General features: G+C 71.0%; 17 protein-coding genes and 1 pseudogene. 6 read left to right on the top strand and 12 right to left on the bottom strand.

Annotated elements, in window-relative coordinates; genetic code table 11:
- The first annotated feature begins 8 nt into the window (after positions 1-8).
- Positions 9-524, top strand: a complete 516-nt coding sequence (locus WBN91_RS05370) for a dirigent protein (protein WP_337725409.1) — start codon at positions 9-11, stop codon at positions 522-524.
- On the opposite strand, the gene WBN91_RS05365 is transcribed toward WBN91_RS05370, so the two are convergent.
- From WBN91_RS05365 to WBN91_RS05330, 8 genes are all read right to left on the bottom strand, one after another.
- On the bottom strand, positions 514-1,653 hold the full coding sequence (locus WBN91_RS05365) for an ABC transporter substrate-binding protein (RefSeq protein WP_337725408.1): 1,140 nt from the start codon (positions 1,651-1,653) through the stop codon (positions 514-516). The genes WBN91_RS05370 and WBN91_RS05365 overlap by 11 nt on opposite strands.
- A gap of 408 nt (positions 1,654-2,061) precedes the next feature.
- On the bottom strand, positions 2,062-3,603 hold the full coding sequence (locus tag WBN91_RS05360) for a hypothetical protein (protein WP_337725407.1): 1,542 nt from the start codon (positions 3,601-3,603) through the stop codon (positions 2,062-2,064).
- A 25-nt stretch (positions 3,604-3,628) separates the two neighbouring features.
- Positions 3,629-4,603 (bottom strand): AAA family ATPase, encoded by a 975-nt coding sequence (locus tag WBN91_RS05355; protein ID WP_337725406.1) that lies wholly within the window; start codon positions 4,601-4,603, stop codon positions 3,629-3,631.
- A gap of 613 nt (positions 4,604-5,216) precedes the next feature.
- Entirely contained in the window at positions 5,217-5,708 is a 492-nt protein-coding gene (locus WBN91_RS05350) for a hypothetical protein (protein ID WP_337725405.1), read from the bottom strand.
- A gap of 468 nt (positions 5,709-6,176) precedes the next feature.
- Entirely contained in the window at positions 6,177-10,742 is a 4,566-nt protein-coding gene (locus WBN91_RS05345; RefSeq protein ID WP_337725403.1) for a glycosyl hydrolase family 18 protein, read from the bottom strand.
- Positions 10,743-10,910: 168 nt separating this feature from the next.
- Complete coding sequence (locus WBN91_RS05340; RefSeq protein ID WP_337725402.1) at positions 10,911-13,097, bottom strand: xanthine dehydrogenase family protein molybdopterin-binding subunit; 2,187 nt, start codon at positions 13,095-13,097, stop codon at positions 10,911-10,913.
- A complete protein-coding gene (locus tag WBN91_RS05335; protein WP_337725400.1) occupies positions 13,094-14,077 on the bottom strand; it encodes an FAD binding domain-containing protein in 984 nt (327 codons plus the stop codon). Before WBN91_RS05335 ends, WBN91_RS05340 begins: the two co-directional genes overlap by 4 nt.
- Complete coding sequence (locus tag WBN91_RS05330) at positions 14,074-14,655, bottom strand: (2Fe-2S)-binding protein (protein ID WP_337725399.1); 582 nt, start codon at positions 14,653-14,655, stop codon at positions 14,074-14,076. The genes WBN91_RS05335 and WBN91_RS05330 overlap by 4 nt, the downstream gene beginning before the upstream one ends.
- A gap of 153 nt (positions 14,656-14,808) precedes the next feature.
- Between WBN91_RS05330 and WBN91_RS05325 the strand changes: the two genes are divergently transcribed.
- A complete protein-coding gene (locus WBN91_RS05325) occupies positions 14,809-15,537 on the top strand; it encodes a TetR/AcrR family transcriptional regulator (RefSeq protein WP_337725398.1) in 729 nt (242 codons plus the stop codon).
- 94 nt (positions 15,538-15,631) lie between these two features.
- Here the strand turns inward: WBN91_RS05325 and WBN91_RS05320 are convergent, their stop codons facing one another.
- Entirely contained in the window at positions 15,632-16,123 is a 492-nt protein-coding gene (locus WBN91_RS05320; RefSeq protein WP_337725397.1) for a hypothetical protein, read from the bottom strand.
- Complete coding sequence (locus WBN91_RS05315) at positions 16,120-18,081, bottom strand: polymorphic toxin-type HINT domain-containing protein (RefSeq protein ID WP_337725396.1); 1,962 nt, start codon at positions 18,079-18,081, stop codon at positions 16,120-16,122. Before WBN91_RS05315 ends, WBN91_RS05320 begins: the two co-directional genes overlap by 4 nt.
- A 366-nt stretch (positions 18,082-18,447) precedes the next feature.
- Here WBN91_RS05315 and WBN91_RS05310 point away from each other — a divergent pair, with 366 nt between their 5' ends.
- Positions 18,448-18,942, top strand: coding sequence for a hypothetical protein (locus WBN91_RS05310; protein ID WP_337725395.1), 495 nt, complete (start codon positions 18,448-18,450; stop codon positions 18,940-18,942).
- Positions 18,943-19,133: 191 nt separating this feature from the next.
- Here WBN91_RS05310 and WBN91_RS05305 read toward each other — a convergent pair whose 3' ends face one another.
- The gene (locus WBN91_RS05305) at positions 19,134-20,591 is read right to left on the bottom strand and encodes a hypothetical protein (RefSeq protein WP_337725394.1); all 1,458 of its coding nucleotides are present in this window, start codon (positions 20,589-20,591) and stop codon (positions 19,134-19,136) included.
- A 51-nt stretch (positions 20,592-20,642) separates the two neighbouring features.
- Positions 20,643-21,713 carry an exonuclease domain-containing protein gene (locus WBN91_RS05300; RefSeq protein ID WP_337725393.1) on the bottom strand — a complete coding sequence of 357 codons (1,071 nt, stop codon included), beginning with the start codon at positions 21,711-21,713 and terminating at the stop codon, positions 20,643-20,645.
- 107 nt (positions 21,714-21,820) lie between these two features.
- On the opposite strand from WBN91_RS05300, the pseudogene WBN91_RS05295 reads away from it, so the two are divergent.
- The 3 genes and pseudogenes from WBN91_RS05295 to WBN91_RS05285 all read left to right on the top strand — a co-directional run.
- Positions 21,821-22,003: pseudogene (locus tag WBN91_RS05295) on the top strand (transposase); the annotation flags it as partial.
- A 28-nt stretch (positions 22,004-22,031) separates the two neighbouring features.
- The gene (locus tag WBN91_RS05290) at positions 22,032-22,277 is read left to right on the top strand and encodes a hypothetical protein (RefSeq protein WP_337725443.1); all 246 of its coding nucleotides are present in this window, start codon (positions 22,032-22,034) and stop codon (positions 22,275-22,277) included.
- Positions 22,278-22,308: 31 nt separating this feature from the next.
- Positions 22,309-23,160, top strand: coding sequence for a fibronectin type III domain-containing protein (locus WBN91_RS05285; protein WP_337725392.1), 852 nt, complete (start codon positions 22,309-22,311; stop codon positions 23,158-23,160).
- The last annotated feature ends 215 nt before the right edge of the window (positions 23,161-23,375 follow it).

Here is a 23,375-nt window from a genome sequence, read left to right as displayed (position 1 = left end):
CTGTGTCCATGACGTCTGCACGCCCCTGGCTCCGGTTCGGAGTCCTCGTCGCCGTCGTGGCCGTGCTGCCCGCGGCCACGGCCGGCGCGGGCCCCGCGGAACGGACGGCGCACCCGGAGTCGACGCCGGCCCGGACGATCGAGCTGATCGCCCAGCGCGGGGTGCTGAGCCTGCCGGCGACGCCCGCCGTCGGCGCACCGTTCGTGGCCGGCGGCGACCTGCTCGACCCCGCCGGCACCAAGGTGGGCGAGGGGTACTCCAGTTGCCTGATCGCCAAAGTCGCGCTGCCGGAGTTGACCTCGCACTGCACCTCGGCGTTCCGTCTGGCCGACGGCGAGATCCACCTGTCCAGCCTGCGTGTCTACACCGTGCAGGAGGTCACCAGCTTCAAGGACGGGCCGATGGCGGTCGTCGGCGGCACGGGCGCGTACCGCGACGCCCGTGGCGAGGCCAGCACGGTCAAACAAGCCGGGGACCCGACGAAGCCCGTCTCCTACAAGTTCACCATCACGCTCACCGACTGATCCTCAGTTCGCCGTCGAGGTCCACGGCGGCCACCCGGTCGGTCGCCACGATGCGCAGCCGTGGTCGTCCGCCGGCGTTGTGCCACTGGCCTCCGGCCAGCGCCAGGGTGGCGATGCCCGGTGCCGGACCGCGAGACCAGTCGAGCCTGCCCGCGATGGTGTCGACCGCGGTGTCGCACAGCGCCTGCCCGACGGCTGAGCGGTCCAGCGGGTCGGCCGCCGTGCGCAGCGCGTGCACCGCGACCTCCAGCAGCGCGTGCGCCAAGCCCAGCAACGGGAGCCAGGCACGCCCGGTGTGGCGCTGGTAGTCCGCTGCGAGCCGGGCGGCGGTGGTTCCGTCCACACCGGACGCCCGGCGGTGTCGTGGTGACCACGCGACCACGGTGGCGACCCGGTCCAGGGCGGGGTGGTCGACGCCGAAGGGGTAGGCCAGCCAACGGGAACAGGTGACCAGCCGCAGACCCAGCGCGCCGGACTGCTCACGGAAGCGGACGAGGTCGGCGGTGGTGGCCGCGCTGCTGACCATCCGGACACCGGCGTCGCCGAAGCCGCGCACCGCCTGGGTGAGGTCGTCGACGGGTTCGCGGTAGCCGCCCGGGTCGACAAGCCGGCGGGCGCGCGACGCCGTGGGCAGGAAGCCCATGTCACGCGTGCGCAGCGCGGTGCCCTGCGGGCCGTCGTTCCACAGCAGACCGACGGGGTCCGTGCCGGGCACGCGAGACCACAGGTCGGTGAAGGTGCGCGCGATGTCGTCCAGACCCCAGCAGAAGTGGTACGCCCAGCCGCCGTGCTGGACGGCGGCGCGGTAGACCTGCCACGGCAGGGCCGTGGACACGCACGGCAGGCCCAACTCGACCGCCGCGCGGGCGATGACGGGCAACACGGTGGTGCCACCCAGGCAGATGACGATGGCGGCCTGCTGCCGTGCCAGCCGGCACACCGCCGATCGGGCACCGGCCGCGGTGGACCCGTGGTCCGCGGTGACCAGTTCGACCGCGCGGGCACCGACGTGTGGATCGAGCGCGCGGAAGCGCTCCACGACGTAGGCCAGCGGCTCGCCCAGCGGCGCCAGTCGACCCGTTCGGCCGAGGACGATCCCGATGCGCAGGGCGCGCCGCCGTGGCCGCACCCGAACACCCCGCGGATCGGAGCGCGACGTCTCCGCATACGGCCGAGTCGCGCGCACGGTCGTCACCTCCTGCCAGAGTGCGCGGCCGTCCGCGACCGTCTCCGGGATCGCCGCGTCGGCCGGGATGCGTCGGGTGGTGACGGGTCCAGCCAGATCATCATGGCGGCTCCACCGGAATGATCCAGTTCCGCGCCACGAAGCACGGACGCACGATGCCGATTAGGGCACAGCGGACGGCATTCGGGCAATGGGCGTCAACGCTTCGAGGGACAGCGCGCACTCGGACGAGTGGACGTGTTCCCGGCGCAAGGCCCGGTCGCGGTTCAGCGGGTGCGGGCGATCCACCTCGCCAGGGCGGTACGGCGGTTGCCGTCGTGCTGTCGTTTCGGGGTGAAGGTCGATCGCGGATCAGATCGCTGCCGCGAGGGCGCCCTCCTTGGTCGTCGCGATGGCGGCTTTCAGGCCGGGGATCACCGGGACGGCCTCCGGTTTGGCCGGGGCCGGTGGTTCGGTTGCCGGGGCGGTTCGTCCGAGGTTTTCCAAGATGCGCTTCAAGGCCTGTTCGAGGGTTTGCGACGAGGTCGGGTCCTCGGCGGGGGTGGTCAGGCCAGCCTTGACCCAGACGTCGGTGTTGCGGTCGCGGAAGGTGGCCTTGAACAGGACGTCGTCGTCCACTGCCTCGATGGTGGCCAGGTCGATGGCGATGCGGGGGGCTTCGGGGTCGTCGTCGCCCAGGCCCAGGGCGCCTGGGGTCAGGTTGAACGGTGGCTTGGCGCCGCCACCCGATCGGGCCGCCGCCGCGGCGCGGGTGATGACGACGGTGGCGTAGGCCAGTTGGGCTTTGGCTTTGAACCAGTCCTGTTGGCTGGTCGGGGGCGGTTTGCGGCGGCCGTCGAGGAGCGCGCCGAGGGTGCCGGCCGGGTCCACGGACTGCCCGGACAGCTTGCGGCTGAACGCCTCTCGGGACAGGCTGCCGTTCACCCGGTCCAAGGTCAGGTTCGTCGGTGAGACGACGGAGTAGGAGATGTCCCGTCGGGCCAGGGACTCCGCCACCTCGGCGGAGTGGGCCGCGCCGATGTTCATGGCGATCGGGGCGCACCCCTGGCGCGTCGCGATCTCCGTCGTGAGGTCGGCCATCGTCGCGCTGCGTCGGGTGGCCGCGTCGAAGAACTGCTGGGCCTCGCGCAGGCCCTCCCGGTAGTCGGCGACCTGCGCGCCCACCTGGCGGGCCTTCTCCTCCAGTTCGGTCCCCAGCTTGCGCATCTCGCTGCTGCCGATGATCGGGGACTTCCGTTCGAGCAGTTGGTCGCGCTCGCTCGTCCACGGGTTCGAGGCGATGATGAAGTCGATGCCCTCTTCGTGCTTGCCCTGGTCGATCAGCGCGGTGGCCTGCTTGATCTGGTCGGCGGTCATGCTGGTCAACGCGATGGCGGTCAGGTAGCCGGTGTAGGCGCGTTCGTCCACACCGGACTGGCCGACCTGGTATTCCTGCTCGTGCTCGATGGCGTGCAGGCGGACGTCGGGCAGGACCATCGCGGCGAACTCGGCGGCGCCGACCTCGCCCTGCTCGAGCAGTTGCAGCGCCACCGCCCGGCGGATCCCCTCGTCGGGCAGCGAGGTGAACCAGTCGAGGGTCGGCTGCGGCTTCTCCACGACGCTGCCTTCCAGCGCGACGTGGCGCAGGCCGGCGGTCTGGTGCAGGCGGTTGAGCATGATGGCCAGTTCGACCTGCCCGACGCGTGACGCGTGCTGCTCGTCGAGCACGATCACGGAGCGGGCGCCGGTGTTCCTGGTGTTCGTCAGGGTTCCGACGTCCGCGTACACCTCGGAGCCCAGCGCGAACGGTGCGCACGTCGCCGCGCTCGGTTCCGAAGTGGTGCAGCCGGCGCTGTACCAGACGAGGGCCACCGCCAGCACGGCGGACCTGGCCGACCGCAGTCGACTTCTCACGGGAGTTCCCCCTGGTTGACGGCGCTCAGAATTCGAGCGCTTCGTTGATCGCGAGTTGTTCGATGTCGTACCGGGGGCGCAGGGACCGCAAGGCTTCTTTCGCCGCCGTCGTGCCCGTTCTCGCCAATTCCCAGATGATCCGGCAGCGCACCTCGTGGTCGAGGCTCGCGTCGAAGTCCGCCACGAGGCGCGGCACCGAGTCGCTCGACGTGGCGGGCGTCCACCCCGGGAACCGCTCCAGGCGGGCGAGGTGGACCCGCGGCGCGAGGTGGTGCTGCGCGAGGTGGGCGGCGGCTTGGACGACCGCCCCCGGCTGCCAGCCGAGCGCCGCGCACAGGGCGCGGGAGCCGGTCAGGTCGGCCTCCGGCCACGCGCGCCGCATGTGCCGGCGCAGGAGTTCCACCACGTCGTGCTGGGGCAGGGCGTCCACCGCCACGGTTCGCAGGTCCGGCCAGTCGTGACGGCGAGACGTGATCACCACCGTCCCGGTCCGGGTTCGCGCCAGCCGTCGTGCCACGTGGTCCGGGTCGGTCACGTCGTCGAGCACGAGCAGCCACTCGTCGTGGGAGGCGAGCCAGCGCAGGCTCGTCTCGACGCCGTGCGTGCCGGTGACGTGCGGGGCCAGGGCGAGGGCCAGCTCCGCGAGGCCCGCGTCGAGCGCGTCCGGCGAGTTCGCGGTGATCCACCACACGGGAGCGAACCGGTCGGCGTGCAGTTCGGCGAACCGCGCCACCAGGGCACTCTTGCCCACGCCCGCGGGTCCGTGCACCACGACGGCCGTGCGGTCGGCCGACGCGGCCAACCGCGCCAGTTCGTCCTCGCGGCCGACGAACACCCCCGACGTGACCGGGATGCGGCCGAGTCCCGGCGGGAGCGGGCCGGAGTCCGCCGACAGGGGGCCGTGGATCGTGATGTCCCCGCCGGCCTGGATGACGTGCGCACCGCCGGACGCCCTACCGATCTGGCCGACCGGCGGAACCCGGTCATCGAAGCCGGCCACACCACACCCCACACGAAAGTCCGGAACGCCCTCACCGAAACGCACGCGACGTGCCGCGACAACGCAATTCTGCGGACTGGTCGAATGCGCGGGGCAAACGAATGAGCGCGGTTTTCGTTACGGCATCGTGCGAGTTTCCCCATTCGCGGACGCGCGCCCGCTGCTCATCGACGGGGCGGACCAGGCCGATGCCCTCGCCGGGTTCGGCGTTGGAGTAGATCGCCACCTGGTAGCCGGCGGTGGCGATGTCCAGTCCGAGGGCTGAGGCGGGGCGTCCTCGCCTGCGTCGTCCCGGACGGGTCCTTCGGCGGCAGGATGAGAAGTGCGACCCCACTCGTCCACCGAGCAGAGTACGCACGGGGATGGTCGAAATGACCGGTCCCGTCCCACCAGCCACCGTCAGGGGCTTGCAGGACCGCACCCGAGCAAGCTCCGAAGCGCGAGAGCGCCCCGGCGACAACCGCTGCTCGGGCCGCAGGTCCTGCTCGTAGTCGTGCCTGAGTTCGTCGTCGACCCACACGCGCACGCGGGGCCCCTCCAGGTTGACCGCGCCCGTCGCCCGGAACAGCTCGAAGTACTCGACGTACCCGATCTGGCGGGACTGGTGGTAGCCCTACATGTTGCGGATCTGCTCGCGCTCGTGGCGCGGCCCGATCGTGCGCTTCCAGTGGTACAGGTTCTCCAGGTCCACCCCGTGCGCGACGCACCCGCCGGGGAAGCGGATGAAGCTGGGCTTCAGGTCCCGCAGCGCCTGGAGCAGGTCGGGACGGAAGGTCAGCGGCTCGCCGTCGGACCCGAGGGGCCGCACCGAGACGCAGTCGAGGTCCACCACCGCGCCCGCGGGCACCGTGAGCCGCAGGTCGCCGCGCCCGGCCGCGACGGCGGTGAAGTCGGCCTCCACGCGCTGCCAACCGCCCGGGTCCGCCACGAACGCGGCCCGCGCGAGCCCGTCGCCCACCTCGGCCTCGATCCGCGCCGGTTCCCCTTGCGCGCGAACGAAGCACGCGAGCCGGTACCGGCCGCCCTCGGCGACGCCGACGCCGTCCCAGCCCTCGTTCACGAGCACGGCCGGGCCGGTGACGCGCACGTGATGCGCGTTGTTCACGTGCACCGGGTCCTCCCGGCGCACTTCGACCCGGCCGACCGTGCTCCACGCGGTGAGCGCGTTCCAGCCCTCCCAGTCGGCCTCGGTGAACTCGAAGTCGCCGTTGCGGACCGACTCGGCGTTGAGCCCGCCGTCGAGGGCGTCGTTCAGGTCCTCGATGAACAGGCCCCACAGGTCGGGGGCCGCGTCGGCGCAGGGGCGCCGACGCGGACAGTGAAACGCTCGCTCATGCGAGGGCGCCCGAGACGGTCACGAAGGAGTGTGCGGGCAGCTGCGCGCGGAGCTTCGAGCTCTCGATGTCGACGTTGATGACGGCGGGAACGGCGTCGTTGCTCACCAGGGGCCTTCCTGGCGGTCGAGCGGTGGTGTCGCGACGAATGACATTGACGAGAACAGCCTGCTACCGACACCGACTGCGCTTTCGGTGGTGGGCCATTCGGCTGGCAGCCGGTGGGTGGCCGAGGACGGTCAGGCGGCGTCGCCGATCAGCTTCCAGGGCTCGTGGTCGGCGTCGGACCCGGTGCCCGGGGCGCTGCCCCTCGTCTCCCACTTGGCCTTCCAGACCTTGCCGTTGTACTTGACCGTGGTCTGCTCGATCGGCTGGGTGGCCGGGGAGTAGGTCTTGGTCGCGTCCCAGGTCCCGGCACCGCAGCCACCAGCCGGCGGGGTCGCCGTGCCGAGGCCCTTGAGGTTGTCGGTCGCCGGCGCGTACGCCGTGCCGCCGATCGACAGACTCGTGTTCACCGGACCGGTGATCGGGAGGAAGTAGATGATCGGCAAGTCGAGCGACTTCCCGGCCGGGATGATCTGGCAGTAGTCCAGCGTCGTGCTGACCCGGTGGAACGTCGTGCCGGGCGTCAGCTTCCACTGGCCACCTTGGACGTCGGTCTGCCAGTTGGCGTCCTTGACCAGCGGTGACGTCGAGGCCGGGATGTCGAACGACAGCTTCGTGTCCTTGCCGCCGCCCAGCGTGCGCCCGGTGTTGTTGGTGATCCGGACGGTCGGCTGCAACGGCCACAGGTTCGCCGTCGCGGTCGGGTAGTTGACCATCTCGACACTCAGGTTGGCGGTCACCGTCGGCGCGACACCAGCGCTGCCGGTGCGCAGGCTGTTGTCATAGGCGCCGATGTTGCCCAGCTTCTCGTTCAGCCGGGTGGTCAGCGTGTACCCCATCCCGCACGGGAGGTCCGGCTGGACGTCCGCCGGGCAGGAGTAGTCGCCGCCGAGTTCCCACATCATCACGCCGCCCGCACCGGTCGACCTGACCAGGTCGGCGACGGCGTCGATGCCCTGCTCGTCCTCGATCGACAGGAACACCTTCTTCTGGTCGTTCCACAGCCACGACGTCTTCGTGGTGTCGTCCCAGTACCTGGTGTACTGGCCCGTGCGCCGGTCGGTGAGGTCGGTGTCCGGCGTCAGCCCGACTCTGCGGGTGTAGATCGGCGTGATGTTCTTCTCCAGGTTCTTGGTGTGCCACAGCGGGTTCGTCCCGGAGCCGAGCTCGGTGCCGTTCGTGGTCTTGTCGTGCCAGATGTTGTCGATGCCGATGGCGCCGTCACCACACGGCCGCACGACGCCCGTACCCGGCTCGCAGCCGCTCGGCTTCTGCGAGGTGCCCCACAGACCGTTGGTACCGCCGGTGACGTTCTGCCAGCCGCGCGTGTAGTAGGGCACTCCGAGGTTGACGCGCCCGGCCTGCATCGCGCCACGCATGTACTTCATCGCCCAATCGGTGTTGAAGTACCCGATGCCCCCGTACTCCGGAGTGGCGTACTGATCAGCCAGTTCCGGGTCCTTGCCGTCGTCGAACAGCGCCGCGTTCGGACCCACGACGTTGTTCCAGGTGCCGTGGTAGTCGTAGGCCATCAGGTTGGTGAAGTCCTGGTAGTCAAGCGCGGTCTGGTTGGCCATCCCGCGGGTCAGGTAGCCGGAGGCCGACGACGCCGAGGTGAGCAGGTAGTACTTGTCGTCCGCGACCGAAGCCCGGTTCAGCGAGTCCCGCAGCGTCTTCATCAACGCGGTGTACGCCGTGGGCAGACCCTTGCGACGCGGGTTCGACACCGCCCAGTCGTTCGGGTTGCCGGTGTTCTCGAGGACCGTGGGGTACTCGAAGTCGATGTCGACACCGTCGAACCCGTAGGTTCGCAGGAAGTTCACGACCGAGCTCGAGAACGTGTCGATCCCGCTCCGGTTGACCGAGCCGTCGGCGTTGGTGGTCATCGCGTAGAAGCCACCGGAACCGGCCCAGCCACCGACCGAGATCAGCGTCTTCACCCGCGGGTGCAGGCGTTTGTACTTCGTCAGCAGGTTGAAGTGCCCCTTGTAGGGCAGCGAGGGATCCATCTCGGCGCCGACCTCGCCGGGCCACTCCATCCGGGTGGCGTTCGAGTCGACCGTGATCTGGTTGTTCTCCACCGACGCGAACGCGTAGTTGAGGTGGGTCACCTTCGACCACGGGATGTTCTTCACCAGGTAGTGCGGCGTGCCGTCGGCGCCCGTGCGGCCACCGTTGAAGTAGCCGACGACCCGGCGGTTCCGGCCCTGACCGAGCCATTCCCGGCCGTCACCCTGGTAGACCTTGCAGTACGGCGTCGCCACGCCCGGCGTGGCCGCCAGACCCTCCGGCCGGCAGTCGCCGGACGCGCTCGGCCGCGATCCGCCGTCGTCGCCACCGGGGTGCGACTCCATCGGGTCACCGACACCACCGTTGACACCGAGATCACCGGCGCCGCCGTCGCTGCGGCTGTCCTCGCCGTAGCTCGGCACCAGCCAGCCCTCGGTGTCGCCTTCACTCGCCACGGCCGCCTCGTCGGCGGTGTTCGCCGTCGTGCCGGAGCGGGTCAGGGCGAAGTCCTCGATCCCGTCGCCGTTCAGGTCGGCGAAGGCCCCGTAGGTGCCCTGGAACGGGTCGTCGGCGCGGATCACGCCCAGCGACTTCCAGCCCTCGGCGACGCTCCACGGAGCGCCGGTGTTCTGCCAGGCCCGGACCTCACCGGTGACGTACTCGACCCGGACCGTGTCGGCCTTGCCGTCACCGGTGATGTCGGGGAAGGCGACCTGCGCACCGGGCGACTGACCCGGGGTGGCGAAACCCTCGACCTTGCCCCAGCCGCCCGGAGTCGGCATGCCCTCGCCCTCGTTGCGCCAGGCGCTCGGGAACAGCAGCCGGTTGAGCGTGATCAGGTCGTCGCGGCCGTCACCGTCGAGATCGGAGAAGTACAGCTCCGGCCAGTAGGTGAGGTCGTTCGCGACGATCGTCGCGCTGCCCCAGCTGACCCGGCCGCCACTGCTGGTGTTCCGCGACATCCGCATCGCGGGGATGCCGGTCGGCGAGTCGGCCGCCGGCAGGATCCGGATGTAGTCGTCCTTGCCGTCACCGTCCAGGTCGGCGAAGTAGACCCGCGCCGGGTCGTTCCCGCGGTCGGCCGGGCTGATGTCGCCCAGCGGCACCGCGTCCTGGCGCGGGTCGTGGTTGCGCCAGCCGGTGACGCCGCCGTCCGCGCCGACCACCGCGTAGTCGGCCTTGCCGTCGCCGTCCAGGTCGGGGAACCCGATCTTCGAGCCGGTCGCGGCGGCCTGGAGGATCGTGCCGATCGGCTCCCAGACGTACGAACGGCCGCTGATCAAGCGCTGGAGGACCGCGATCCGCACGCCTTCGGCAAAGGCCTCCGCGATCTTCCGGTGACCGGCGTCGGTCGGGTAGACCTCGTGGGTGATGTCCTCCGGGGTGACCGAGCCCAGCTCGACCAGCACCAGCCGTGCGCCGTCCCTGGTCTTGGCGTGGGCGATCGTGCGGAGCGCGCTGTTGTAGGCGTCGATCCGGGCCTGGTACGTCGGGTTCGTCGACGGCGGCAGGGTCCCGAGCAGGACCGTGGTCGTCGGCGAGGTCTGGTGGATCGCGTCCAGGAAGCTCCGCATCTTCCCGGCCGTCGTCGTGCCGTCGGCACCGCCGGCCAAGTCGACCGTGCCCGCGACCAGGGTCATCAGGTTCGGCCGCAGTGTCCGCAGCGCGGGGATCGACTCGGCCTTGATGTCGTCGATGCCCTTGCCGTCGAACCCCATGTGGTCGGGGTCGCCCTGCCCGCCGTCGTTCAGCGCACCGACGAAATCCGTGCGCTTGACGAGGAGGGCCGCCGAGCCACCGACCACCGCGGCGGTGGTCAGGCCTTGCACGATGCGGTGCATGTAGTCCCGGAAGCTCATGCCGTCGACGGTGTGCCTACCGGCCGTGATCCCGTCACCGGTCGGCATCACCCGGAGCTCGTCGATCGACGGGGTGGGGCCGGCCGCTCGGAGCTGACCGGCCTGGACCGGCCGGTGGTCGGAGTCGCCCTCGGGCCGGACCGTGACCGCCGGCGGTTGGTCGAAGAAGTGGGTGGTGACGAAGTAGTCCAGCTCACCACCGTTCTGGTGGGTCGGGCGACCCGCGTTGTGGATCCGCAGGTTCGGCGGGAAGTTGATCCGGCGTCCGAGGACCAGTGGGTCCACGTTGAAGTCGCCACCGACCGTCGCGTTGTAGGTCCGGCCGCGCTGGTTCCCGAGGGCCTCGATCCGGTCGTCGATGGCGTCCAGCATCGGCCCCGAGTCACCGCCGCCGTTGGTCAGGCCGTGCATGGTGAAGTACCACTCGTCGCCGAACCGCGCGCCGAGCGCGTTCCGGCCGGCGTCGACCGGGTTGCCGACGACGATCAGCTCGTCGGGCACCTCGGTCAGGACGAGCGCGATGTTGACCCGGCCGCCGATCCGACGCGGGTTGGTCGCGTCGTCGTCGGTTTGCAGGAAGTAGACCTGACGGGTCATGGGGCCGTCATTGCGGTCGGTGTCGACGACCCAGGTGCGGTGCAGCACGGTGTGCTGATGCGGGTTGCCCTGGCTGTCGTACGTGGTGAAGGTCTGGTCGGGCTCCGCGAAGCTGTTGAGGGGCGGGTGCGGGCCGACCTCCTGGAGCATCAGGATCGGCACCTGAAGCGCCAGCCGCCGGACCGTGTTGTGCCACTTGCTGTCGTTCTGTGCCTGGTTGTTGCCCCCCTGCATGTTCCAGGTGATCATGGGAGTGGTGGCCGCGGGGAAATCGGCGGCGGCGGGCGGAACGACAAGTGACCCCGCCAGTGCGACCAGCACCACCGCTGCGGATATCGATCGGCGTAACAAGAGTCCTCCCCTTTTCCTGGCCGGGTGATCGGTCCACCGCGGCCTTTCGCTCTACAGCAGCTTGTCCCGCGTGATGGGCAGGTCCCGCACCCGTCGGCCGGTGGCGTGGTAGACGGCGTTGCCGATGGCGGCGGGCACGCCGGTGATCGGGGTCTCGCCGAACCCGCGTGCGCCCAGGGCGGTGCTGGCGGGGTCGGGGTGGTCGACGAAGTGGCTCTCCACGGCCGGGGCGTCCGCGCACACCGGCACGAGGTAGCCGGACAGGTTCGGGTTGACCACCCGGGCGGTGTGCCGGTCGTGGACGGTGTGCTCCATCAGCGCGTGGCCGATGCCCCACGTCACGCCGCCGAGCACCTGGCCGCGGGCGGTGCGGCGGTTCATCACCCGACCCATGTCGTGCGCGGTCACCACGCGGGTGACGCGCACCGAACCCAGCCTGGCGTGCACCCGCACCTCGACGAAGACCGCGCCGTAGGAGTGGCCGGGCGTGTTCCGCAGGCTGCCCGTCGTCTCCACCGGTGCGCCGTGCCTGCCGACGACGGCGCGGTAGCTGTCGCGCCGCGCGCGGTCGCGCACGTGGAACAGGTGGCCGTGCGCGGTCACCACCTCGTCCGCCGGGACACCGGCCAGCGGCGACCGCGGGTCGGCCACCGCCAGGGCGACCACCGCGTCCCGCGCGGCACGGGCGGCGCGGTCCACCGGTCCGGTGACGCTCGCGATCGTCGCCGAGCCCGCCGACACGCCCGCGTAGGGCAGCGCGCTGTCGCCGATGACGGCGGTGACGGCGTCGAGCGGCACGCCCATCGCGTCGGCGACGACCTGGCCGATCACCGTGTACGTGCCGGTGCCGATGTCCTGGGTGGCGATGCGCACCACCGCCCGGCCGTCGGCGCCGACCGTGACCGAGGCGGTGACCGGCGGGTCGGCCGGTGCGGCGGCGAAGGTGTGCGCTTCGGTGGCCATGCCCCAGCCGACGTGCTCGTCGCCGTCCTTGGTGGCGCCGGGCCGCGGTGCGCGCCGGGACCAGCCGAACGCCTCGGCCGCGATCCGGTAGCAGTCGAGCAGGCGCTTGCCCGCGATCGGCGAGCCGGTCTCCTGGTCCACCGCCGTGTGGTTGAGCTTCCGCAGCTCCACCGGGTCCACGCCCACCTGCCAGGCGAGTTCGTCCAGCGCGGTCTCCAGGCCGAAGTGGGCGGTGGTCTCGGGTGAGCGCATGTAGCTGGACGAGGCGAGGTCGAGCGGCACGCCCTCCTGTCTGATGTGGACGTTCGGGCAGTCGTAGAGGGTGCTCGACGAGTCGCTCTCGTTGAAGATCGACTCCTCGGTGCGGCTCAGCTGCGCGACGGTCGTCTCGACCAGGGCGGTGAGCTTGCCCTGACGGGTGGCGCCGATCCGCAGGTCCTGGCGGAACTGCGCCCGGTGGCCGGTCAGGGTGAACATCTGGGCGCGGGTGAGCACCAGGCGGACCGGTCGCCGCGCCAGCCGCGCGGCGGCGACGGTGAGGATGGTGTGCGGCCAGACCGGTCCCTTCGCGCCGAAACCACCGCCCAGGAACGGCGCCAGCACGCGGATGCGGTCCGGTGGCAGGCCGAACGCGGTGGCCAGGACCGACCTGGTGAGGTTGACCCCCTGGGCGGTCTCGTGCACCGTCAGGCGGTCGCCCTCCCACTGCGCCGTGGTGGCGTGCGGCTCGATCGGGTTGTGGTGGCGCGTCGGGCTGGAGTAGCGGGCCTCTAGGCGGACCTCCGCGGCCTCCCACGCCGCCGCCGCGTCGCCGCGGGTGATCTCGTTGGGCCGGCCCCGGAACGGCAGCGGCAGGTGGGGCGGTTCGGTCGCGTCGTCCATCGACGCCGTCGGCGGTTCGGCGCGGTAGTCGACGCGCACCAGGTTCGCGGCTTCCCGCGCCTGCTCCAGCGTGGTGGCCAGGACGATCGCCACGGGTTGGCCGGCGTGGTGCACCGCGGTGCCCTGCAAGGGGATGAACCCCTTGATGTACGGGAACGTCGGCACGGTCAGGCGCGGCAGGTCGGCGTGCGTGTACACCGCGACCACGCCGGGGTGCGCCAAGGCCTGCGACGGGTCGATGCGCACCACTTCGCCGCGTGCCACCGTGCTGGTCACCAGGAACCCGTGCAGCGCACCGGGCACCGGGTCGTCCGCTGGGTACCGCGCGGCGCCGGTGACCTTCGCGCGGCCGTCGACGCGCGCCACCGGGCGTCCCACGAGTTCGACGTTCACCGCAGGCCTCCCAAGCCGCTGAGCAGTTCCACCAGCGCGCGTTGCACCAGCTCGACCTTGAACCCGTTGTGCGGTCGCGGCACGGCGTCGCGCACGAGCACGCGCCCGGTTCGCTCGATCGCCGCCACCGTCAACGGCTCGCCGCGCAGGACCGCCTCGGCCTCCGGGGAACGCCACGGGGTCGTCGCGATCCCGCCGAACGCCAGCCGCACGTCGCGCACCCGGCCGCCGCGCAACTCCAGGACGGCCGCGATCGAGACGACGGCGAACTCGAACGTGGCGCGGTCACGCAGCTTCAGGTAGCGCGACCGGACCGCCGCCGTGCCCCGCGGCACCTCGATCGCCGTGATCAGCTCGGCGGGCCGCAGCACGGTGTCGACGTGCGGCGCCTGCCCCGGCCGGAGGTGGAGCCCGCCCACCGGGACCTGTCGCGGACCGTCCGGCCCGAGCAGGTGCACGACCGCGTCGAGGGCGAGCAGGGCGACCGCGAGGTCCGAGGGGTGGGTGGCGATGCAGTGCTCGCTGCCGCCGAGCACGGCGTGGCCGCGGTTCCAGCCCTTCAGCGCGGGGCACCCGCTGCCCGGCACGCGCTTGTTGCACGCGGAGGCCGCGTCCCGGAAGTAGCCGCACCGCGTGCGTTGCAGCAGGTTCCCCCCGATCGTGGCCATGTTGCGCACCTGCGGTGACGCGGACGCCTCCAGCGCCTCGGCCAGCACGGGGAAGCTCTCGCGGACGGACCGGTGCTCGGCCACCTGCCGCATCCGCGCGAGAGCGCCAACGCGCAGGCCGCTCGCCGAGTCGGTGATCGATGCCAGGTCGAGCCTGCTGATGTCGACGAGGTGCTCGTGCCGCTGGGCGCCGTCCCGCATGAGGTTCAGCAGGTCCGTGCCGCCCGCGATGAACGCGGCGCCGGGCGTCTGCCGCGCCACGCGCACCGCCTCCGCCGGGTCCCGGACCGGGAGGTAGCCGAATGCCCTCATCGGCGCACCTCCCGGGCCGCGTCGGCGACCGCGTCCACGATGTTCTGGTAGCAGGCGCAGCGGCAGAGGTTGCCGCTCATCCACTCGCGGATCTCCTCCGGCGACCCGGCGTGCCCCTCCCGGATGCACCCGACGGCGGACATGACCTGACCGGACGTGCACGCGCCGCACTGGAAGGCGTCGTGGCGGATGAACGCCTCCTGGACCGGGTGCAGCCGATCGCCGTCGGCCAGTCCTTCGACCGTGGTGATGTCGCTGCCCTGCCTCATCACCGCCAGCGTCAGGCACGACTTGACCCGCTCGCCGTCGACCAGGACCGTGCAGGCGCCGCACTCGCCCCGGTCGCACCCCTTCTTCGTGCCGGTCAGCCCCAACCGCTCGCGCAACGCGTCCAGCAGCGTCACCCTCGGCTCCACGGTCAGGACCTGGTCGCGGCCGTTGACCGACAGGGTGATCTCCGCGCTGTCCCCCGGCGCGATCGCGCTCGGCCCGGTCGCGTTCGGCGCGCCTGCCTCGGCGTGCGCCGCGGCGGGCAGGAACGCGGTGCTCGCCGCGGTGACCGCGGTGGACTTCAGCACCGTCCGACGTGTGTGCCCCCGTGCGGGGCGAGATGGCTCCGGCACCGCATGCTCCTCGACTCGGAATATAACGCGCTATAGCGCTGTATGTAACAGAGTCAGGTATACCGGTCCGGTTTAACGATGACAACCCCTGGCGTATAGCATCGTTACATGGTCGGATCGACGCGCCAGCACATCCTCGACGTGACCGCGGACCTGCTCCGCGACGTCGACATCGAGGCCGTGTCCATCCGCGACGTGTGCCAGGCCGCCGGCATCACCGCGCCGACGCTGTACCACCACTTCGGCGACAAACGAGGACTCCTCGAAGCCGTCGCCGCGGAGGGCTTCGCCCGCTACCTGGCCGAGAAGCAGGGCCGCGGGCCGTCCGAGGACCCGTTCGAGGACCCGTTCGAGGACCTGAAGGCCGGGTGGGACGGCCACGTCCGGTTCGGCTTGACGAACCCGGCGTTCTACGTGCTGATGTACGGCGGCACCAGGGCGCACGAGCACCCGTCGGCACGGGAGGGGTTGCGGGTGCTGCACGACATGCTGGTCCGCCTCGCCGAACGGGGTCGGCTGCTGGTCACGCCCGAGGAAGCCCTGCCCACCATCCACTCCGCGTGCGTCGGCACGACGTTGACGCTCATCGCCGACCCGGACGCGCCGGCCCACGCCGACCTGTCCCACCGAGTCCGCGACGCCGTGTTCGCCGCCGTCGTCAAGCCGGAACCCCCGACCGGACAAGGAACCGAGGCCCTGCCCGACACGGCCCGGGCACTGCTGGCAACCCTGGGCAGCCACCGCGAGCCGCCCCTGTCACCGGGCGAACGACTGCTGCTGACCGAACTGCTCACCCGCCTGGCCTCTCCTTCCCCCGGCCGAGGCCCGTCCGACTGAACGCCCGACCCGGGCAGCGCACCCGCGGAGCCGACCAGGGTTGCGCCCCGCCGGTTTCACGCGCGGCGGCGGAAGATCACTGATCTTCGAACGCCTAGTCGGCCGCGTTCGAGAGTCCCGCGGATGAACCGCGCAATTCGAGCATCTGGGTGTCGCTGATGGCCTTGATGGGCTCATCGGGGTCCAGCGGGCAGCGGAAGTCGCCGCCCGCGGTCAAGGATGCCAGCACCCCGCCCGACATGCAGGCCGGGTCGAACAGGCCGGGCGGGTCGCAGAACGGCCGACCCTCCCCTCCGAGCCACGCGACGACGCACCCCTGTTCGACCACGTGCTCCAGCGTGCCGCGGACCGCTTCCAGCCAGGCGGCACCGGTGGGCCAGGAGCCCACGGCGACGTCCCAGCACGGCACCTCCCACGTCTCCCCGTGCAGCAGGGACTCCTCGGCGTTGGTGCCGTCGGGCCACAGATCGACCGGGAACGCCGGAACCCGCCGGCTGTGCCGCCGGGCGAGGCCGTAGACGGTGAACCCGGCCACCTCGTCGCCGGCCACGAAGACCGTCAACTGTTCGCGCGCCGGGGTTTTCACAGTCCCCACTTCTTGAGCTGGTTGGGCGAGGGGACCGACGAGGACGCCAGTTCCCCCGCGTACGGGCCTTCCTTGAAGACGAACACCGCGACCTTCCTGCCGTCGATCTCGCCGAGGAACCCCTTGACCCGCGTGCCACCCAGTTCGTGGTCGACGGTCTTGTCCGGGCGCTCCAGGATCGGCGTCAATTTGCTCCGGAACAGCTCGGGGCTGGTCTTGCCCTGCCATTTCGGCAGGACACCCGCCTTGATCAGGTTCTTCGTGCCGTGCTGCAACCGCCGATCCGTCAACGCTTTCACTCCCTCACCGGGCGCGAACCCGATGGTGTGGCCGCAATTGTGCACCAGAACGGACGTCGCGCCGGCCTGCACGTAGTACGTGTGGGGACCGGCGATCGTGAGGTTGTGGACCGTGCCGATGCGCTCGTACGGGTGCCCGCCGAGGACGGCGACCGGGCCGCGAGTGCTCGCCAGCGCGTCGCCCTCGCGGAGGGCGCCGGCGGGGACCCACCCGCCCCGCTCCGGGGCCCAGAACGGGTGGTCGGTGGTCGCCGTGACCGAGCCGTCGGCGGTGTCGAGCCGGACCACGTGCTTGGGGCCGGTGCCCGTGATGTGCGCGAGGACGGGTTCGGCGGTGGTCCGGCCGGTGGCGGGGTCGGTGGCCCTGACCAGGGTGCCGGGCGTGACCTGCTCGATCGGGCGGACGCTGCCGTCGGCGAGCAGGACCGGCGTGCCGGGCACGAAGCTGTTCGGGGTCGGGCAGTCCGCGGGGGCGCGCTCCCGGCGTTGCCGGTTGAGCAGGTCGTCGACCTCGGTCCGGGCGGAGGCCAGCGCGGTCACCTCGACCTGGCTGCGCCCGACCCAGTTGTAGGGGACGGACCGGCCGGTCGCCCGTGCCTGCGCCTCAGCCCGCGACTTGAGGTCGGCGATGATCGCCCCGCCCTCGGGGGCCGAGCAGGAGACTTGGCCGCTGACGGTGTCGCCGACCACGGGGAACGAGGCCGGCGGAGTGGTGCACCGGCCGGCGGGGCGGCCGTTGACGGTGAAGGCCGCGCTCATCGTGACGGTCACAAGGCCCTGCGCGACCCGGACGGTGGGGCTGCGCGGGTCGAGCTTGCCGGTGAACGACGAGGTGGCGGTGCAGCCGGTCAGGCCGCACACCACGTCGCCGTCCTTGTCGACGACGTCGAAGCGGAAGCTGCCGTCGACGGCGTCGGTGAGCTCCCGGGTCTTCTCCGCGAGGGTGTCGTACATGCGGCCGACCAGGGCGTCCTCGACGATCGGGGTGAGGTCGACGCCATCGGAGTCGGCGATAACCGGAGCCTGCGGGGACGGCAGCGCGGTCAGCGAGAGCAACTGGGACGGTGGCAGGCTGAGCAGTCCGCGCGGTTCCAGGCGCAGCACGCGGTAGGGCGCGTGTTTGGCGACGAACAGGCTGCCCACGGCGGTTTCGGCGCGCAGTGCATCGACCCCGTTCGCGGTGGTCGGGGGCAGGTCGTCGGTCGGCGAAGGCAGGTCGGGTAGGTCGTCCAGGGCGGCGGCGAGGCGTTCGGCGAGGTCGAACGGTGAGCTGAAGTCGTCGAGGCCGTCCGTGAAGACCTGGTGGTCGGTGGGGTGTCCGGTCCGCCACTTGCCGTCCTGCGGCAGACCCCGGTCGTCACCCTTGGCGTAGAACACGCCGTCGACGCTCAGGACCTCCTTGCTGCTGCCCTGCCAAACGACCGTGCCGAACTGGTGGCCGTACCGGGTGGTGGTGACGTCCCGCTTGCCGAGCCCGGCCGTGGTGGTGTCGGTGTAGCGCACCCCGTCGGCTCCGGCCAACGCCGCCACGGCCTGCTCGAACGGCGCCCGGTCGCGCGGCTTGCTGGGCCAGGCCACCCACACGATCAGCCCGACGACGACCGCCGCGACCGCGACCAGGACCAACGCACGGGTCTTACCTGGTGCTCGCTCGCTCATGAGTCCTCCACCACTGATCGGCTGGATCACCGATGGTGGCGGTGGCCACATGAGGTTTCGATGACGGCTGGATGCCGAGCCCGGCTACGGCGGTCGTGGAGGTGCCCGCCGGCATCGCAGCACTGAGCCGCGGTTCCCCGCCGTACGATCGGCGAAGGTGTCCCGTTCCCCGAGCACCCAGGCCATCTCCGCGCACACGCCCACCGCTCCGCCACCCCTGCTGGGACACGGTTCTGCGGTACCAGTCGATGCAGCAGCGTGCGCGTGAACGCGATGCCGTCCCCATCAGGTGCCAGCCCGTGCGCGGTTGGTGGACATCGAAGCAATCGCTGCCGTGACCCCATGAGGTACGGAGGCTTACGATGCGTGGAGGGGCTGGTGCGCTCGCCTGACATCGGTAGTCGGGATGGGGTGGTCGTTGTGGTGGTGTACCCGTCAGCTGAAAGGAACGAGGCAGGCCGTCGGGGCGAGTTGTTGGCCGAGAGCGGTGATCTCGAGGGTGCGCTGCGGGTGTGGGCCGAGGCTTACGGCGAGATCGAACCCACCACGAAGCGGTTGGCGGAGTTGTATGCGGAGAACGGTGACCTGAACCACGCGGTCTCGACGTGGATGCTCTCGGATGCCCTGCGGGGCAACCCGCTCGGTCGCCACCAGCAGTACCGGAACTCGCTGTCCTGGGAAGAACGCCTCTGGGACGATGACGACGACGGAACCGGCGATGAGGGCTGGGAATTCCAACAGGCGGAGGTGCTGGCCCGGCTGCTGTTCGAGCGGGGGGACGAGGCGGCGATGGCGGAACTCCGGGCGATGGCGGCGCACGGCGACTACCACGCTAGAGCGGTACTCGGAGAGTTGGGCTGACCGCGAATCATTCGTTCGCGTGTCGACGGAACCCGTATCCAGCCAGGCGCTGCCGGTTCCTGCGCGTGTGTGGTCGTCGATCACCACCCACAGCCCCACCGACCCCGGCCCAGCCGCCACGAGCTGACGTGCGGGGAGGTCGACGACCTGCTGCGGGCCTTCGAGCACGGACGTGTCCCCCGACAGTCCTTCTACAGCCCCGCGGCGTGGAGCGCCTGCATGAGTTCCTCCTGATTGCCGTAGGAGGTGGTGAAGTACTCGAAGCCCGGTGCGAAGTCGAGGCCGGTCCGCTCGTGCAGTCGCCGCAGCGCGACCAGCACCCGTGCGGCGAGTGCGTGGTTCGAGCGTCGGTCGATGGCGGTTCGCGCTCCGCGGGCCAGAACCGCCACCGTGTCCCGGTCGCCGCGCTCGGCCAGGTTGTCCGCGAGCAGCACGACCACGTGTTCCGGCGCGAACTCCCAGCACCACTCGACTTCCTTCAGCTCGTTGAGGACGAGGGAGACCACGTCGCGAGGGTCGCGCAGCCCGGTCACGTGGGTGAGCGCCCGGTGCTTCGCGTCGTCGACGGCGTCGAGTTCCGCGGCAGCCGCCAGCAGGCCGTTGTAGGTGAAGTTCAAGGGAGCCCGCATGAACGCCGTCAGCCACATGCGCGCCGCCTCCCGGCGCTGCCCCGTGGCCGAGTACAGCTCCGCCAGCACGATGTCGCCGCGCGAAGGGCGCGAGTCGGCGCGCTCCAACACGTCGATGGCCTCCGCCAACCGGCCCGCCGACCGCAGTGCCTCGGCCATCGAGACCTCCCGCATCGGATCGTCGACGTCATCGGCGTAGAAGGCGACGGGTTCGTCGTTGTCCAGGCCCTGGTCGAGCGCGAATTCCTCGCGCAGCTCGCGGATGCGCCACCGTCGCTCGGCCTGCGCCGTCGACTCGCCCTGGGACGTCCCGGTGATCTCCCGCTGCAACTCCGCCAAGCGCTCGCCGTAGGCGGCCTTCGCCGCGTCGTCCAGTCCGTCGTAGAACACGCTGACGTGCAGCGGTGTCTGGACGTCTGGCCGGTTGACCTGGAGGTCCGCCGTCCACCGGCCGAGTTCCCGCGGGTCGGTGGGCTCGGCCGCGCAGACCCACGCCACGCCCTCCACGATCCGCTCGCCGAGGTCGAGCAGCGTGTCGTACGCCTCGTGGGTGTCGAAGTAGACCGGCGTGTGCGCGACGTGCCACATCAACCGCTGGAACACGGGCCGGATCAGGGCCGGGTGGCAGATGCTGCCGAGTTCGAGGGCGGCGATGAGGCTCAGTGCCTTGTCCGCCCACGGTTCGTAGTTGGCGCTGCTCAGCTTCTTGTGCCCGTTGAAGGATTCCGCCTGCGCCAGGAAGTCGTCGACATCGGGCAGGGCCACGAGGTCCAGCGTGTGCCACGCGGTGGTGGCGCAGTGCTCGCAGAACTCCTCCGCGCAGAGGTCGCACTCGCCCAAGAGCAGACCTTCCGCCCCGGTGAGCCTGATGTCGAACTCGACGTCGTCCACGCGAAAGGTCGCGTCGATCTCTCCGGGCGACGCTGTGAAGCTGATGGGGCCGTCATGCGCGCCCGCCCTGGCGACCCCGTCCTCGCCTACCATCGCGACCAGGTCGGCCTCGGTGAACCATGCCCTCATGGGAACCCTCCGATCAACACGTGCGGCGGACGAGGCGACGTCGAGAAGGTGTCAGCGACGGCCGTACTCGGCGTCGTAGAGGCGTTGCAGTTCGGCGGCACGCGCCTCGTCGCAGGTGCGACCCGGCAGTTCGGGATCGCACCTCAGCCGCAGCAGCCGAGCCCGGACCGCTCCCTCCGTGCGCCCGTGGCGGACGGCGAGGTCCTTGCGCCGCGTCTCGGCGGCCTCCCACGGGTCGGCGGCGAGCCACTCGTCACGCAGTGCCGCGTCCTGGTCCGCCGTCCACGAGGCATGCGAGTTCGCCGGCCCACCGGGGCGAGGTGGGCTGGGGCGCGGAGCCGTCGTGTCGGGCGCCAACGGCCAGGAGCGGGCACGGTCACGGACCTCGTCCGCGCGAGCGCCGAGCTTGTCGGCGCCGACGCGATCGCCACGGGCCGCCAACCCTTGTGCCCGCCGCTCCAGCTTGTCGGCGTACGCGAACTCGTTGTCGCGGTACCACCGGGCCTGCTGGGCGTGCAGCTCCTGCGGTGCGACTCGTCCGACGGCATCGGGGTACGTCCTGGCCAGTCGCCATGCCAGCCGCGCCGCCGCGATCGCGTCACCCGAACTGGTGTGGGCGCCCTCCAGGCGGACCTGGTAGTGGTCGCACATCGCGGCCAACGTGCGCTTGCCCGCGCGCTGCGGATCGAGCTGCCGGTCGATGCACAGCGGATCGACCACGGGACCGCCGAGCGGCAAGCCGCGACCGTGGTGCCGCTTGAGTTCGGCGTCGAGCATCGTCAGGTCGAACACGGCGTTGAACGCGCACAGAGGTGTCGTTGCCGTCCACACCTCGGCGAGCATGGTGGCCACCTCGGCGATCACCTCGGCGGCGGGACGCCCCCGAAGACGGGCCACCTCGGTGGTGATGCCGTGGATCGCCGTGGCGTCGGCGGGGATCTCGACACCTGGATCGGCCAACCAGGTGTGCGTCCGGACCTGTGGCCGCGTCCGCGGCGGACCGGGGGTGATGACGATGACGGCGGCGGTCACCATGCGGTCTTTCCGTGGGTTGACGTCCGTCGTCTCCAGGTCCAAAGCGACGAGGGGACCGTCAGCCCACGACCGTAACGCTCCGATCATGGGCACACCGTAGCGATGGGCTGGCGGTGCGGGATCCCGGAGCCCGGGCAACCGTCAGGGTAGGAGGATGCGGTTGTCGGGGCTGGTGAGCAGGAAGCGGGTGGGGTGGCGTGAGGCCGCGACGCATTCCGCCGGCTGTCGCCCAGCTCGTTCGACACCGCTGGGTGGTCGAACGCACGATCTCGTGGCTGACCGGCTACCGCGGCCCGACCAACCGCTACGAGCGCCACGCCGACGACTACTGCGGACCACTCACCCTCTCCGCGGCGTTGACCTGCTTCGAACGACTCGCCAGACTCGCCATACGACAACGTCCGCGTGCTGGGCTACCTGTTCGACCGCTGCCCCGTCATCCGCGAGTCCTGCCTGGGCGCGCACATCCGCACCTCGCAGCCGTGGACCGACACGGGCTCGACGTCGTGGCGCAGCGCGTGGTTCTTCGAGTGCGCCAACACCGGCCCTGGCGTCAACGCCAATCGGCCGCAGCTGAGCTCCACCGCGGCGGCGAACCACGCGCCGCAGAAGTGCCTGGCGGGTTCCGGCCGATGGAACCCGGTCGGGTGACCGTGCCACCAACCAAGGCGAAGGGGTAATCGTGCTGGGGAGAAGACTTGTCATCGGGGCCGCGGTCATCGCGGTGTTATCCGGCGGCGTCACGGTCGGGACGGCGTCCGCGGGGACGGTCGGGTTGGGGCTCGACTACACCTGCGGACCCGGGGTGGTCGTGCACGCCGACGTCACGGCCGTCGTGCCCGACGAGGGGGTGGCCGGCGGGAACGTCCCGTACCTCGAACCCGCGTACATCGACGTGGACGTGACGTTCGCCCTCGACCGCGCGCCGGCCGGCGTCCGGATCGACGGGGACAGCACCGCGTCTCTGGCGGCGACCGTCGTCGGCCCCGCCGGGACCACGGCGACCGCGGCTGCGTTGAGCTTCGCGCCGACCCTGCTCACCTCGTCCGGCGGGCTGGTGAAGGCCGCCGGCGGGTTCCCGCAGCTGAGCCTCTACCCGGCGGGGGACTACGCGATCCGCCTGGGCGACCTCACGCTGTCCCTGCGGCCGGAACGCCCGGACGGGACGCCCGCGGGCGCCGCCATCACCGTGACCTGCCGGCACTCCGGCCCCAGCGACCTGCTCACCGTGGTCAAGTCCGAGTCGAGCATCATCGAGCACCCGGTGCGGCCGTCGCAGTTGCGGGTGACGGCCGTGACGCCGACCAGCGTCTCGTTGAGCTGGTACTCCACTTCGTGGTGGTTCCCCACGATCGGCTACGACGTGTTCCTGGACGGCGTGAAAGTCGCCTTCGTGACCGACAAGCAGGCGACGCTCACCGGGCTGGGCCCCGACACCCAGCATCGCGTCAAGGTCACCACCAGGGACTCGTACGGCTTCTCGTCCCCGAAGAGCCAGGGGCTGGTCTTCGCGACGCCGCCGCGCGGTCGGTGATCGCGGACACGCCTCGGGTGGAGCGGAGATCGACATAGGATCCGCTGCTTGCACGTCCTCCTAGACGAGTAGTGCCCGCAGGGCGTGCGCTTTTCGAAGGGCTCGCGCAGCAGACCTCCCGACTTGGGCTTCTTCCGTCATCCTTGGCGGCCTGCCCGCCGGCGAGGCTCTTTTCACGCTCTTCAAGATCTTTGAACGCAACGCTTCGCTCTCAA

It is taken from the genome of Saccharothrix sp. CCNWYY140 (assembly GCF_037401995.1).
Lineage (GTDB): Bacteria > Actinomycetota > Actinomycetes > Mycobacteriales > Pseudonocardiaceae > Actinosynnema.
Note: the sequence above shows the minus strand (reverse complement) of the source record. Positions and strands in the feature narration are given on the sequence as shown.

Excerpts from the sequence above, each read along its gene's own strand:
- WBN91_RS05370 (WP_337725409.1), top strand. The coding sequence starts at position 9 with ATGACGTCTGCACGCCCCTGGCTCCGGTTCGGAGTCCTCGTCGCCGTC.
- WBN91_RS05345 (WP_337725403.1), bottom strand. The coding sequence starts at position 10,742 with ATGCAGGGGGGCAACAACCAGGCACAGAACGACAGCAAGTGGCACAAC.
- WBN91_RS05335 (WP_337725400.1), bottom strand. The coding sequence starts at position 14,077 with ATGAGGGCATTCGGCTACCTCCCGGTCCGGGACCCGGCGGAGGCGGTG.
- WBN91_RS05325 (WP_337725398.1), top strand. The coding sequence starts at position 14,809 with ATGGTCGGATCGACGCGCCAGCACATCCTCGACGTGACCGCGGACCTG.
- WBN91_RS05315 (WP_337725396.1), bottom strand. The coding sequence starts at position 18,081 with ATGAGCGAGCGAGCACCAGGTAAGACCCGTGCGTTGGTCCTGGTCGCG.
- WBN91_RS05305 (WP_337725394.1), bottom strand. The coding sequence starts at position 20,591 with ATGAGGGCATGGTTCACCGAGGCCGACCTGGTCGCGATGGTAGGCGAG.
- WBN91_RS05300 (WP_337725393.1), bottom strand. The coding sequence starts at position 21,713 with ATGATCGGAGCGTTACGGTCGTGGGCTGACGGTCCCCTCGTCGCTTTG.